Below are 13,887 nucleotides of genomic sequence, written 5' to 3'. Positions count from 1 at the left end.
GCAACCTCTCCTCCCGAACGGGCACCGTCGTCAGTTCTGGATGACCTCGCGCAGCTGCGAGCGCAGCTGCGGCGTGAGCACGTGGGCGACGTTCTCCACGAGCTTGGTCATCTGGAAGCCGACGATCTTGAGCTCGGTGCCCGGGGCGGTGAGCACCGCCATGCAGGAGCCGTCGCTGATCGCCATGATGAACAGGTGGCCGTGGTTGAAGCGGACCAGCAGCTGTTCGCACTCGCCCCTCTGGAAGAGGTTGGCACCGCCGACGGCGAGGCTGTGCAGACCGCTGGCGATGGCCGCGAGCTGCTCGGCGTGCTCCTCGGGGAAGTCGCTGGAGTGCGTCAGGACCAGGCCGTCGGAGGAGACGACGACGGCGTGCTCGACACCGCGCACGTCGCGGACGAAGCGGTCGATGAGCCAGGAGAAGTTCTCAACACTGTCGTTCACGGATTCAGTCATCGCTGTGCCTTACCTGCCTGGGCCGAGGGTCGTGTTCGCTGCTGTGGTGTCTGCGTGGGCACGCCGGGAGGGGCGCCCTGGACGGGGTCGGGAGCCGTCACTTCTTGTCGTCCTCGGGCTCGTCGCCGCCCTCGCGGGCCTCTCGCTCGCCGTCGAAGAAGTCGCCGAGCTCGTCGCGGATCTGCTCGGCCCGGGCGTCGCCGGTGAGCCTGGGCGGGGTGTCCTCGCGGGTCTGGGGCGGGGTGTCCGGCTTCTGTCCGGGGCGGGGCATCATCCGCAGGGGCGACCCGTGCGGGGTGGCGCTGCGCCGGGGCAGCCCGGCGGAGGTCACCGACGAACCGCTCGCCGCGGAGGACTTGCCCGTGCCGTTGGCGGCGGGGCGGGCGGGAGCCGGGGCGGGCGTGACCGGCTTGGCGGCCGGGGCGGGCTTGGCCGGCGGTGCGCTGGTCGGGACGGTCGAGGTGCGGGCCTGTCCGGGGGTTCGCGGCGTGGCCACGCGCAGCAGCTCCTTGGGGATGATCGCGTAGGCGCTCACCCCGCGGAAGGATCGGGGTTCGAGCCTGGCCTCCAGCCCGTGCTTCTTGGCGATCCGGCTGGCGACGTACAGGCCCATGTGGCGGGGCACGTCGGCGTCCAGGACGGGTTCGCCCGCGAGACGGTCGTTGAGTTCGGCGAGCTGTCCCTCGGGGATGCCCACGCCCTCGTCCTCGACGACGATCATGAGGCGCCCGTCGACCATCTCCTGGGCGCTGATGACGACCTGGGAGTGCTCGGGCGAGTTGGCGGTGGCGTTGTCCAGCAGTTCGGCGAGCAGGTGGCTGATGTCGTCGGCCGCCATACCGGTGATGGAGGTCTGCGGGATCTTGCCCATCCGGACGCGGGGGTAGTCCTTGATCTCGGAGGTGGCGGCGCGGGCCACGTCGAGGAGGGGGACGATCTCGTCGTGGGCGTCGGACTCGCCGCCGTCATGCCCGGTGAGCACCAAGAAGTTTTCCCCGTTGCGCCGCATACGGGTCGCGAAGTTGTCGATCTGGAAGAGCTTGTCGAGCAGGTCGGGGTCCTGGGCGTCGGTCTCCAGCTCCTCGACCATCTCCAGCAGGGCGTCCACGAGCGACAGGTCGCGCATGGCCAGACCCGCGAGGGCCTCGTTGAGGAGGCTGTTGCCGTCGTCGGAGGACGCGGGGGCGGCCGCGGCGGGGGCGATCGCGTCCATGAGGGCGGCTCTGCGCTCGGTCAGCGTCCCGGCCGGGGCCTCGGGGGCCGCTTCGGCGGGCTCTGCGGCGGCCTCGGCCGGGGCCTCGCGCTCCTGTTCCCGCTCCGGCTGCTCCTTGGCCGCGTCGGTGTCGGAGCCCGCGCGCGTCAGGGCCCGGCCCTCGCGCTCGGCGGAGTCGGTCCGGGGCTCGGCCTGTTCGGCGAAGAACGTGCCGGCCGACTCGGCGCTGATCACCTGCGGCTGCTGTCCGGCGGTGAGCACGATGATGTGCTGGACCGGCTGGCCGTAGGGGCTGTACTGGCCCGGGTAGAACATCGGCTGGCCGTGCATGACGTAGCCAGGGGGCTGGAAGGGCGCCGGGTAGGCGCTCTGGTAGGTGACCAGCGGCTGGGGCGGGTACTGCGCCGGGTAGTGCGCGGGCTGCGCGGGGTAGGGGTGCTGGCCCTGCGGCTGGGGCGCGTAGCCGCCGTGCTGCGGCGGCGCGGCGGGGTAGGGCGCCGGGGCGGGCTGCGGGTGCGGCGGGTAGGGGTGGTGGTGCTCCTGTCCGGCCGGGTGGTAAGGGCCGTACTGCGCGCCGGGGGCCGCCTGGTAGGGCGCGGGGGGCGCGTAGGGGTCGTGGCCGACCGGACCGGGGACCGGCTGCTGGGCGTATCCGTGCTGGCCCTGTACCTGCGGGGGCGCGGGGCGCTCCCCCGGCACCTGGTAGGGCTGGGGCGCGGGCCCGGCCCACGCCTGGGCGGGCTGCTGGCGGCCCTCGGCGGGCGGGACGGCCTGCGGTGCGGCGGCCCGGGGCTGCTCCGGCTGGCGGTGGTCGTCGGCCTGGGGCGCGGCGGCCTGCGGCGGCTCGGGGCGACGGTGGTCGTCGGCCTGCGGCGGGTCCTGTCGGTGGGCGTCCGCCTGCTCGGGCCGGGGCGAGTGGCCCTGCTCCTCGGGGAGCCGCGACCGCCCGTGCGGGGCCTCGGCCCGCTGCCGCGCCGCCTGCTCGGGCCGCGGGGCCGGCTGCGGCGTGGTGTCCGCGGGGGCCGCCTGCGTCTGCGCGGCGGGGGCCTGGGGCCGCTCCGCGCGCTCTGTCGGTGAGGAGGTGTCAGTCATGGTGTCCGTGGTGGCCGTGATGGGTGGGGTGCGCGGCTCGGGCTCGTCCAGGCCCACGCCGCGCCACTGGTTGACCGGGGAGGCCCCGGTGTCCACGTCGTCGACGTTCACCCGCCGGGTGGTGTACGGGTTGGGGACGCTGGTCCTGGAGGAGGGCCGGTACCCGTTCTCGGCGGAGCCGGAGAAGGGGCCGGTCGCGGGGGGCGCGGCGTCGCCGCGCTCCGTCGCGCCCGACTCGGGAGCGGTCCCGCCCGTGGGCTGGACGCCGTCCCGGTCCGACGTGCGGCCGGAATTCTGCGAGTGCGGATGCACGGGATGATGCACGGGATTTCCTTGCTGGGTCTCCGGTGAGGGGGGTTCCTGGGCTCTGACCATACGGGAGATGGCCCGTCGGAACCGTCCCTCCCGCCTGGCTCCTTGCCCGTCCTCCGCTGACGTCATCGACCCGCCCCCGCGCGGGTACGGGGCGGGGCTGTCTCGCGGCGACGGCGCCTCTGCCACAATCTCGTCTCCTCGCGTCGGTGGGGCTGGATCGGCGGCGGCGCCGCTCCACCGCCCTGCCCGGGGAGGTGGCCGCCCCGGGGTCCCGCTCGGAACCCCCGTGACAGCCGGGTGCCCCGTGCGCCGGAAGAAGGCCTCGGCCGGGGCGCCCCCGCCCGAGCGGGGACCAGACGGGTGCGACACCCCATCCGGAGACAAGTATCCATGCCCCGCACAATTCCTGTACTTCCACCGAGAACCGTCGTTCGGTTCGCCAGACTAACAAAGGTCGACAGCCTTGGCAGACGAATCATGGAAGGATCACAAAAGCACCCGGAACAACACCTCTGACGTGCACAAACGCCGCCCAGGAGCCGGTGTGGCCCCAGATGTTTTTGTGAGATTTATGGACACGTGTCTGTTTCCGGACAGGTGTCAGTAACCGGTCCGCCGCACCGGCGGACCCGTGATCCGGAACCACGCGCACCCGCCCTGAACAGCGCGGACGCGCGGCTCCGCGAACGGCCGCCGGGCCGGGCCGACCCTCGGGCCGCACCGTCGGGAATCCCCGTCGCACGGGGGCCGCGCCGACCCGCCGCCGCGGGACACCGCTGCGGCACGGGGGCGCGGGGCCCCGGCGCACGGACGGGCCGGGTGCGCGGGTCCACGGGGAGCGGGGGTCATGGCTCTCCTGTCGATTCCTCTTCCCCCGCTCGCGCGCCGTTCACGGAATTACTCCGGGAACGGCTCCGGACGAGGGGTGACGCGCCTCGCGGGTCGTCCGGCGCCGGAGCGGGGCACGACCGGGGGAACGCGGAGCGCGGAAACGTTTTCCGCACCTTCGGGGAGGAGGTCGGGGCGGTCCTTCCGAAGGCGTTGGCGCCGGAAACGGGCGGTGTTCGGACACCGTCCACCCGACGTACAGGAGACTACCTCCCCCTGACGCGAATGCACATCAAGAGTCATGATTCCGGCACAAAAGAGAGAGTAGGCACAGAAGGGGCGGGGCCGCGCGGCCCCGCCCCCGGGTTCGGCCCGGTCCCCCGGACCCGCCGCCCCTACCCGGCCGCCTCCAGGCCGCCCTGCATCAGCGACAGGATGATGTGGTTGTCCCGGTAGATCTGGTTCTGAGCGGCGGGGTGGTCCTCGGGGAAGGACTCCACCCGCGCGCCCTCCAGGGCCGGGGCCAGGTACTTGTAGGTCCAGATCGGGATGCGCGGCAGCAGTTCGTTGAAGACGATCGCCATCGTCTTGAGGGCCTCGGTCTGCTCCTCCTCGGTCTGCGCGGTCTTGGCGACCTCGACCAGCGCCTCCAGATCCACCTCGCCCTGGCTGGGGCTGTCCACCTTCAGGTCGAAGTCCTGTCCCGGGGTCTCACCGGTGCGGGCGTTCTCCACCAGGAAGTTCATCTGGAAGGCGCCCCAGTACTGCGGGATCTCCGGGTTGCCCCAGTGGCGCACGGCCACCTCGAAGTCACCTGCGGCCCAGATGCCCCAGGGGTTGTCCGCGGGCACGTTGCGCGCGGTCGTCTTGATCCCGAAGGCGTTCCAGGCCTCCTCCACCTGGGTGGCGGTCAGCTCGAAGTCGCCCCAGCCCGCGACGCCGATGATCTCGTAGCTGGCCTCCTGTCCCTCGGCGGTGTGCCAGACCCCGTTCTCCTTGGTCCAGCCCGCCTCCTCCAGCAGTTCGGTGGCCCGGTCCGGGTCGTGGTCGTAGCTGGCGAACTCCGCGAGCTCCTCGGGGGTGAAGATCTGCTCGGTCTGGAGGTCGACCAGCCCGGAGTAGTACCGCACCCCGTCGTAGGCCTCGCCCCGCGCCACCTGGCCGATCTGGTCGCTGTCGAGCAGGTGCTTGAGCGCCTTGCGCACCCGCACGTCCTTGAGTTCGGGCTTGGCCGCGTAGTTGAACATCAGCCCGCAGCCGTCGTAGCCGGGGTGCTCGATCCACCGGAACCCCTCGACACCGCGGAACGCCTGCTGGTCCGCGGCTGAGGTGGCCAGGGTCGAGTAGTCGACCTCGCCCTGCTGGATGAGCAGGGAGGCCTGGCGGTTGTCGCCCTTGTGGACGACCACCTCCTCGAAGTTCACCTCCTCGCCCTGGTAGCCGGTGCTCTCGCGCACCAGGGTGATCCGCGCGTCGGACATCTGCGCCCGGTCGAAGGTGTAGGGGCCGCTGGTGACGATCTCCTCGGGGTTGAACTCGATGAACTCGGCGTTGAACCCGGTGTGCTCGTCGTCGCCCTGGCGCACTCCGTCGGCCACCATCGCGATCGCGCGCTCCCCGAAGTCGCCGTAGGTCGACTTGGAGAAGATCCGGTGCTTGACGACCTGGAGTTCGATGCCGGGGAAGGGGTTGTCGAAGCGCGCGCGGACGCTGAGGTCGTCGAGCCGCTCCAGTTCGGTGATCTGCGGGAAGCCCACCGACCAGGCGGGTGCCTCCAGGATCCGGATGGCGTAGTTCTGGTGCAGGTCCTCGGCGGTCAGGTCGGTGCCGTCGCTCCACTTCAGGCCCGGGCGCAGGGTGACGACGAGGTCGTCGCCCTCCCAGGCGCTGTTCTCCAGGAGCAGGTAGTCCCACTCGTGGGTCTCCCAGTTGTAGAACGCGCCCGCGGGCAGGAAGAGGTCGGCGTACACGGAGTTCATCAGCAGCGCGCCGTCCTCCACGGCGACGTTGCGCGTCTGGGCCGCCAAGTCGAAGTCGAAGACGCCCGTGAACCGCGCGGCGCCGCCCTCGGCGTTGTCGCCGCCCGCGCAGGAGGACAGCACGCCGGCGCCGGCGACGCCCGCCGCGCCGAAGCCGATCGTCCGGAGCAGGCGCCTGCGGCTCAGGTCCCGCATCAGGGGGCGGGGGGTGGGAGGGGTCATTGGCGCTTCCTTTCGAGTAGGACGGCGAGCAGACCGAGGGAGAGCACGACCAGGCCGATCACGACGGTGAGGGCGCTGATGACGAACTCGGCTGTGCCGGGGGGTGTGAGGAGAAGCATGAGTGCGCTGGTCAGGGCGAGGAAGGCTCCGGCGAGGAGTCCGAAGCGGCCGACGACGGCGAGCACGGCCTCACCCCCGGCCGACGACATGGCAGGCGAGCAGCCGGTCGTGCGCGGGGGCCAGCGGCGGCCGGACGGTGTCGCAGCCGCCCTCCTCGTAGAGGGGGCAGCGCGGGTGGAAGTCGCACCCGGACGGCAGGTCCGTCAGGTCGGGGATCTCGGAGCTGCGCAGCCTGATCCGTTCCCGGCCGTGCGCCAGGTCGGGGTCCGGTTCGCAGACGGCGTCGATGAGCGCCTTGGTGTAGGGGTGGCGGGGATCGTTGACCACGCGCGGGGTGGGGCCGTGCTCGACGATCCTGCCCAGGTACATCACGGCGATCTCGCCCTCCCAGGCGAAGTACTTGGCCACGGCCAGGTCGTGCGTGATGAACAGGAAGCCCACGCCGAGGTCGTCGCGCAGCGCGCCGAGGGTGTTGAGCAGGCTGACCCGGATGGACACGTCGAGCATCGAGGTGGACTCGTCGGCGATGATCACCTCGGGGTCCATCGCCAGGGCGCGGGCCACGGCCACGCGCTGGCGCTGGCCGCCGGACATCTGGTGCGGGTACTTGTCGAGGTACTCCTCGGCCGGGGTGAGGTCGACCCGCCGCAGGAGTTCGGCGGTGGCCCGGCGGGCCTCGTGCCTGTCCTTGACCAGCCCGTGGCGGCGCAGCCCCGCGGAGACGGTCGAGTAGACGGTGCGCACGGGGTTGAGCGAGGCGTAGGGGTCCTGGTGGATGAACTGGACCGAGCGGCGGAAGCGGCTCCGTTCGCGCCGGTCCATCTCCGCGACGTCCCTGCCCCGGAAGAGCACGGAGCCCCGGACCGGGTCGGCCAGGCCCGCGGCCATGCGGGCGCTGGTGGTCTTGCCGCAGCCGGACTCCCCCACCAGACACAGCACCCGTCCGGGGCGCACGTCCAGGTCGACCCCCGCGACGGCGGGCACGTCGCCGCGCGGGGTGGGGAAGACCTGGTGCGCGCCGCGCAGGCTGAGCACCGGCGGGGCCTCCCCGCCGTCGCCGACGGGTGCGGCGCCGGGCTCGGGCCGCGGGTCCGCTGAAACGGTCCGGTCAGTCACGGGTGGCCCCCTCGGTGGAGAGTTCGTTCGAACGCAGGCAGGCGGCGGCGTGGCTCAATCCGTCGGGGCGGTGCGTGAGCACGTCGAGCACGGGCCGGGTGGACGCGCACCGCTCGACGGCGTGCTTGCAGCGCGGCGCGAAGGAGCAGCCGGGGGGCAGCGCGGAGAGGCTGGGCGGGCCTCCGGGCAGCGATTCGGGAACCCTGAGGTCGCCGGTGACCGGGGGCACCGAGTTGATCAGCGCCGAGGTGTAGGGGTGCCGGGCTCGGTGGAAGATGTCGCGGGTGGTGCCGGTCTCGATCAGCCGTCCGGCGTACATGGTGCCGACGCGGTCGGCGAGTTCGGCGGCCAGGCCCAGGTCGTGGGTGATGAAGACCATCGCGAAGCGCAGTTCCTCGCGCAGTTCCGCGAGGCGCTCGACGATGGAGCGCTGGGTGAGGATGTCCAGGGCGGTGGTGGGCTCGTCCAGGATGAGCAGCTGCGGTTCCAGGGCCAGGGCGAGCGCGATGAGGGTGCGCTGGCGCATGCCGCCGGAGAGCTCGTGGGGGAAGCTGTCCAGCACCCGGGCGGGGTCGAGCCGGACCATGCGCAGCAGCTCGGCGGAGCGTTCGAGGACCTCGGCGCGCGTGCGGCGGCCCCGGTCGTGGGCGCGGAAGGTGTCGAGGAAGTGGTCGCGCACCCGCAGCACGGGGTTGAAGGCGTTCATGGCGCCCTGGAAGACCATGGCCGCCTCGTTCCAGCGGAAACGGCGCAGGTCCTCGCGGGCGAGGGTGCGCACGTCGACGAGGCGGCCGTCCTTGCGGCGGAAGAGGACCTCGCCCGCGGAGAGGACGCCGGTGCGCGGGAGCAGCCGGAGCAGGCCCAGGCCCAGGGTGGTCTTGCCGCAGCCGGACTCCCCCACCAGGGCCATGGACTGGCCGGGGTGGAGGTCGAAGGAGACATCGCGTACCGCGGTGACCTGTTTCCTGCGGCCGGTGCGGTAGCCCACGTCCACCCCCCTCACCGACAGGAGGGGGCCCTCGGCGGACGGCGGGGCGGCGGTGCGGTCGGTCATGGCTCACCTGTCCCGGAGTCGTGGGTTGAGGGCCTGCTCCAGGGACCGGGTCATGGTGACCAGCCCGATCTGGAAGAGCATGATCATCACCATCGGGGCGATGAGGAAGGGCGCTGCCTGGGGCAGCAGGAAGGCGTTGTTGTTCCAGGCCTGCTGGATCATCAGGCCCCAGTTGTCGGCGGTGCTGGGCAGCAGGCCGAGCAGGTACATGCCGACCACGGCGTAGATCGCGTTGGTGACGGCGATGATGAAGTTGATGAAGATGTAGCCCGCCATATTGGGCAGCACCTCGACGAAGAGGATGCGCGCGGTGCCCAGGTCCTGGAGCCGGGCGGCCTCGACGAACTCGCGTTCCCTGAGGGTGAGCACCTGGGCGCGGATGGAGCGCATGAGGTAGGGCCAGGTGACCAGGCCGATGATGAAGGAGACCACCAGCGGCGAGGAGGCGCGGAAGAACGACGCGATGACCAGCATCAGCACGATGAACGGGATGGTCATCGTGATGTCGGTGAGCTGGAGCAGGAAGTGGTCGATCCGTCCGCGCACGTACCCGGCGACGCCGCCGAGGACGACCGCGATGGCCACGGTGATCACGGCGGCGACGAAGCCGACCCAGATGGGTTCGCGTCCGCCCAGCACGAGCTGGGTGAAGGTGTCCTTGCCCTGGTGGTTGGTGCCGAGCCAGTGCTCGGCGGTGATCGGTCCCCAGATCGCGGTGACGTCCGTGGGGTTGTGGTGGTCGATGAGCAGCGGTCCGACGAAGGAGAAGAGCAGGACGCTCAGGACCAGGCAGAGGCCGACGAACCCGCTGGTGCTGCGGGTCAGGCCCTGCCAGATCGTTCCCCAGACCCCGGGGGCTGCGGTGGTGGTGACGGCCATTTCCGGTGGGCTCCTACGTTCGGATGCGCGGGTCGAGGCGGCTGTAGAGGAGGTCGGCGACGAGGTTGGCGACCACCACGCAGGACGTGATGATGATGAGCAGCCCCTGTAGGAGCGGGTAGTCGCGGTAGTTGACGGCGTCCAGGAGCAGGCCGCCGACGCCCTTGTAGACCAGGACCTGTTCGACGAAGATCGCGCCGCCGACGAGGGTGCCGAAGGAGATGGCGATCTGGGCGACCAGCGGCAGGACCGCGTTGCGCCCGACGTATGAGACGGCGATGCGCTGGTCGCGCAGCCCCCGGGCGCGTGCCACGGTCACGTAGTCCTCGCCGAGCACCTCCGTGGTGGAGGCCTTCATGATGAGCATCCAGGTGCCGATGATGGCGAGCACGTAGGTGACGATCGGCAGGGCCGCGTGGTACAGGGCGTCGCCGATGAACTCCGCGTTGAACCCCGCCTGGACACCGGGGCTGATCGTGCCGCGCAGGTCGATGGGGTCGAACCACCCCAGGTACATGCCTCCGCCGAAGACCAGGGCCATCGCGATGAGGTAGTTGGGGACCGCGCCCAGGACCGAGGCGAGGACGCTGAGCACGTGGTCCAGGAAGCGGTTGCGCCAGTAGGCCATCACCATGCCCAGGGCCAGGCCGAGGACGACGGCGATGACCGTGCCGACGCCGATGCTGAACAGGGTCCAGGGCAGGTAGGCGCCGATGGCCTCCATGACGCTCTGGCCCGGCCGGTTGATGGTCATGCCCAGGTCGAAGGTGACCAGGCCGACCAGGAAGTCCCACCACTGCTGGTACAGGGGGGCGTCGGGGTCGTAGGCCAGCGAGTTCATGGCGATGACCCGGGCCTCCTCCATCGACATGCCGCCCTGCGTGAGGCGTCCGGCCATCACGTCGATCGGGTCGCCGGGCATGGCGCGGCCGAGGAAGAAGGTCACGTTGGCGACGACGAACACGACGACGACGGCCTTGCGGACCTTGACGGCGGCGTAGTGGCGCCAGATCCGCGTCAGTAGGTGCGCGGGCGCGTCGGTGCGGGCCGACGCGCCGCTTCCGGCGGGCGGCGGGGGTGGGGAGGCCGCGTTTTCGGTGGCCACGGGGCTCCTTCGTGGGGCGCAGGGACTCCGTTTCTATTAGGAAAGTTTCCTAATAGAGGGTTCACGGTAACCCGATCCGTGTGGTCCAGACCACCTTCGTGACCAAACGGCGTCTTCCGAGCGACACGATCGACATCACAAAACGAACAAAAATCGATAAACCGCCACATATGGTTGTCGCGCCGATTGGCCGAACCCGGCCACATGAGCACACTCATGACATTTGTGGGTGTTGTCATCACACGGGCGGTTCGTACGGTTACGTCTCCGAAGCACACGACCCCGTTTCCCCGAACGGGCCGAGAACGCGGAGGCAACCCCCGTGCGCAGAACACGCGCGACCACACTGGCCTCGACCGTCCTCGTGACGGCCCTGGCCGCATCCCTCGCGGCGGCCTCCCCCGCCGCTGCCGATCCCCTGGACTCCCCCGCCGACGACACCGCGCTCGCCGGGTTCCACGACCAGGAACTGGCCTGGGCCCCCTGTACCGAGGAGGTGCTCCAGGGACTGGAGTGCGCCGACGTCGTGGTCCCGCTCGACTACTCCGACCCCGGGGGCGAGCGCGTCACGGTGGCCGTCAGCCGGGCCCGCGCCACCGACCCCGGACAGCGGCGCGGCATCCTGCTCACCAACCCCGGAGGGCCGGGCGGGCACGGGCGCAGCTTGCCCCTGCCGCTGGACCCGCAGACGGGCACCGGACTCGTCGGGGGCCTGCGGGTCGCCGAGGTGTACGACGTCATCGGCATGGACCCCCGCGGCAGTGGCGGATCCTCGCCCAGGCTGGACTGCGGCACGGAGCCCCCGCCCGTCTACCCGAGTCCGACGGACGGGGAGATCTCCGAGGCCACCCGTTCGGCGATCCGCTACCAGCGCGCCTGCGAACAGGCCGAGGGCGACCTGCGCCCGCACATGACCACCGCCAACACCGCCCGTGACATGGACGTCATCCGGGCTGCCCTGGGCGAGGAGAAGACCAACTACCTGGGCTACTCCTACGGCACCTACCTGGGCGCGGTCTACGGGAGCCTGTTCCCCGAGCGGCTGGACCGCAGCGTGCTGGACTCGTCGGTGCACCCCGACGGCATCTGGCGTGACGTCTTCATGATGCAGGCGCCCGCCTACAGCGAGAACATGGAACGCTACACGGCGTGGGTGGCGGGGTACGACGACGTCTTCGGCTTCGGTTCGACCCGGGAGGAGGTCTACGCGACCTTCGAGGCGACCGCCGAGCGGCTGCGGGAGGAACCGATCGAGGTCGCACCCGGCGTGCTCTACGACAGCCACCTGTTCCACATGGACGTGGGCATGAACTCGCGTTTCCAGGACCAGTGGGACGTGGTCTCGGAGTACCTGGGGTACATCGTGCACGACCAGCCCCTGCCCCAGCCCCTCGCCGACCAGGCGAGCACCCTGGCAGAGGAGGAGTACGGTACAGCCACCCTGGACCTGCAGACGGCGGTGCTGTGCGAGGCCGAGTGGCCGGAAAGGGTCAGCACCTACCACGCGGACGCCCGGGAGTACCGGGAGGAGCACCCCTACGGCAGCGGCGCCTACTGGGCGGTTCCCCAACCGTGCACCTTCAACGGCCTCGACCGGCCCGAGCCGCCGGTCGAGCTGGAGCGGGACGGCTACCCCGAGGCACTGGTCATCGCCGGCGAGTTCGACGCCAACACGGCCTACGAGGGCGGCCCGGCCATGGCCGACCGCCTGGACAGCTCCCTGATCACCGTCGCCGGTGACGGCGGGCACGGCTTCTACCTCCCCGGCGGCCTGGACTGCGTGGCCGAGGCGGTGGACGCCTATCTGGTGGACCGGGCCCAGCCCGAGGACCTCACCTGCCAGGGCCTGCCCCCGGCGGAGGTCGACGGGGCGGTCCAGGTGGAGGCCGAGGACCTCGCGGCGCTGCGCGACCGGACCGGCCCGAGCGGCCTGGGGATCTGACCCCGGAGACGACGGCGGCCCGCACTACCCCGCGAGGGGCGGTGCGGGCCGTTCTCACCGTGACCGCCCGGGAAGAGGCCTAAGGCGTTCTCCGATGGTGGAGGCAGTCAGCGACCGGATCCCTCAAGCGAACCGGTGACCTGCTCACCGAACATGTCGTAGGCCAGGCACAGGACCTCGCGGTCCCCCAACTCGTTCCAGCCCTCCTCGGACGGAGCGAACGGCTCGTAGTCGATGGCGGATTCCATGTAGGGAGTGCCGACGAAGCCCTCGAAGGCCTCAAGACACATGTCATTGGCCATCTGGGAGACCTGGTCCGCACCCGGGTAAGCGCCGGTCTCCTGGATGTCCCCGACGTGGTAGATCTCGTAGTCGTGCGGCTGCGAGCAGTCGACCTGGGGCACCTCGGAGATCCCGTCTCCGGATCTGTCCATCTCGTTGAAGCAGTCGCCGAGGGTGAGGGCGCCCACGCCCACGATCTCAGGGTCGGCGGCCTCGGTCTCCACCGGCTCGGTGGTCTCCTCAGTCGGTGCCGCGGCTTCCGTTGGCTCGGGGGCGACGGTCTCCCCGCCGTCCTGGAGGGCGGGGGGCAGCAGGGGAAGCGAACCGCAGGCCGTGGCCGCCAGGGTGGCGCCGACGGCCAGGGTTCCCAGAACGACACGGCCGAACAGGGGACGGCGCGTTTCGGACAGCATGGGGACTCCACTGGATCGTTCGGTACTGATGCCGACGGGGGACGGAATCGGCGACACCTGTCCAGATGCCCGGGGCCCGGAGAAGGTTTCGACCCAGGTCCGTATGTGTCGGGTTCCGTTACCTTCCGGGGCGCCGCGTGACGCGGACTGCCGCAGGTGGGGGTGGGGGAAGGGGAGGCCGCTCGGGCGGCCGGGGAGGCGGAGGCGGAGCAGGGCCTGCGCCGTCCGGGGGGAGGCTCAGCGGTTGGCGCCGGCGAGGGTGCCGGTGACCATCTCACCGAAGGTGTTCACGTAGCAGATGATCTCGCGGTCGTTGTACGAGTCCCAGGTCTGCTGGCTGGGGTAGAGGTGACCGACGTAGAGCTCCGACTCGGTGGCGGGAACGCCGACGAAGTCGGTGAAGTTCTCACCGAGGCAGACCTCCTCGGCCTGGGCCATGGTCGCCTCGTCGCCGGGGTACTCGGCGTCGGTCATCTCGTAGGAGAAGAAGAACTCCGAGTCGTGCTCCTCGGCGCAGTCCACCAGCGGGACGTTGCTGACGTCCTCGCTGGCGAGCGCGGTGTTCATCTCCTCCTCAACGAAGCAGTCACCGACGTTGAGCTCCATCACGTTGCCGGCACCCATGAAGGACATGAGGGCACCGCAGCCGCTGAGGGCGAACACGCTGCCCGCGGCGAGCGCCGAGACACCCACGGTACGCAGGAGGGGGGAGAAATTCGACATGGGGATACTCCGAAAGTTATGCATGGGGTTCGCCGGCCTGAAAGAGGCGGCGAGAAGGTAACAATTCACTACCTGGGGGTTTATGTCAAACTTATTTGCGAAAACGACGGAATGGCAGCGGATCGTCACGGTGCGCCTCCACGGCCCC

At 70.8% G+C, this 13,887-nt stretch carries 11 protein-coding genes; 1 reads left to right on the top strand and 10 read right to left on the bottom strand.

What is annotated here, in order from left to right; genetic code table 11:
- Nucleotides 1-30: 30 nt before the first annotated feature.
- From AC0VX6_RS06090 to AC0VX6_RS06055, 8 genes are all read right to left on the bottom strand, one after another.
- A complete protein-coding gene (locus AC0VX6_RS06090; protein WP_013151544.1) occupies nucleotides 31-456 on the bottom strand; it encodes a roadblock/LC7 domain-containing protein in 426 nt (141 codons plus the stop codon).
- A gap of 97 nt (nucleotides 457-553) precedes the next feature.
- Nucleotides 554-3,085: a sensor histidine kinase gene (locus AC0VX6_RS06085; RefSeq protein ID WP_475467665.1), complete on the bottom strand. Its 2,532-nt coding sequence runs from the start codon at nucleotides 3,083-3,085 to the stop codon at nucleotides 554-556.
- A gap of 1,214 nt (nucleotides 3,086-4,299) precedes the next feature.
- Nucleotides 4,300-6,105 carry an ABC transporter substrate-binding protein gene (locus AC0VX6_RS06080; RefSeq protein WP_274976561.1) on the bottom strand — a complete coding sequence of 602 codons (1,806 nt, stop codon included), beginning with the start codon at nucleotides 6,103-6,105 and terminating at the stop codon, nucleotides 4,300-4,302.
- A complete protein-coding gene (locus tag AC0VX6_RS06075) occupies nucleotides 6,102-6,290 on the bottom strand; it encodes a hypothetical protein (RefSeq protein ID WP_274976560.1) in 189 nt (62 codons plus the stop codon). Before AC0VX6_RS06075 ends, AC0VX6_RS06080 begins: the two co-directional genes overlap by 4 nt.
- Nucleotides 6,291-6,294: 4 nt before the next feature.
- On the bottom strand, nucleotides 6,295-7,341 hold the full coding sequence (locus AC0VX6_RS06070; protein ID WP_274976559.1) for an ABC transporter ATP-binding protein: 1,047 nt from the start codon (nucleotides 7,339-7,341) through the stop codon (nucleotides 6,295-6,297).
- Nucleotides 7,334-8,395 carry an ABC transporter ATP-binding protein gene (locus tag AC0VX6_RS06065; protein ID WP_475467664.1) on the bottom strand — a complete coding sequence of 354 codons (1,062 nt, stop codon included), beginning with the start codon at nucleotides 8,393-8,395 and terminating at the stop codon, nucleotides 7,334-7,336. Before AC0VX6_RS06065 ends, AC0VX6_RS06070 begins: the two co-directional genes overlap by 8 nt.
- A 3-nt stretch (nucleotides 8,396-8,398) precedes the next feature.
- A complete protein-coding gene (locus AC0VX6_RS06060; protein ID WP_475467663.1) occupies nucleotides 8,399-9,274 on the bottom strand; it encodes an ABC transporter permease in 876 nt (291 codons plus the stop codon).
- Between the two features lie 13 nt (nucleotides 9,275-9,287).
- Nucleotides 9,288-10,379, bottom strand: a complete 1,092-nt coding sequence (locus tag AC0VX6_RS06055; protein ID WP_475467661.1) for an ABC transporter permease — start codon at nucleotides 10,377-10,379, stop codon at nucleotides 9,288-9,290.
- A gap of 322 nt (nucleotides 10,380-10,701) precedes the next feature.
- Between AC0VX6_RS06055 and AC0VX6_RS06050 the strand changes: the two genes are divergently transcribed.
- Complete coding sequence (locus AC0VX6_RS06050) at nucleotides 10,702-12,321, top strand: alpha/beta fold hydrolase (RefSeq protein ID WP_475467660.1); 1,620 nt, start codon at nucleotides 10,702-10,704, stop codon at nucleotides 12,319-12,321.
- 107 nt (nucleotides 12,322-12,428) lie between these two features.
- Here the strand turns inward: AC0VX6_RS06050 and AC0VX6_RS06045 are convergent, their stop codons facing one another.
- A complete protein-coding gene (locus AC0VX6_RS06045) occupies nucleotides 12,429-13,016 on the bottom strand; it encodes a septum formation family protein (protein ID WP_475467658.1) in 588 nt (195 codons plus the stop codon).
- 237 nt (nucleotides 13,017-13,253) lie between these two features.
- Nucleotides 13,254-13,739, bottom strand: a complete 486-nt coding sequence (locus tag AC0VX6_RS06040) for a septum formation family protein (RefSeq protein WP_475467657.1) — start codon at nucleotides 13,737-13,739, stop codon at nucleotides 13,254-13,256.
- Between the last annotated feature and the right edge of the window lie 148 nt (nucleotides 13,740-13,887).

The organism is Nocardiopsis sp. iso_25 (assembly GCF_056173305.1).
The sequence above is the reverse complement of the archived record's forward strand: the minus strand, read 5'-3'. Positions and strand labels throughout refer to the sequence as shown.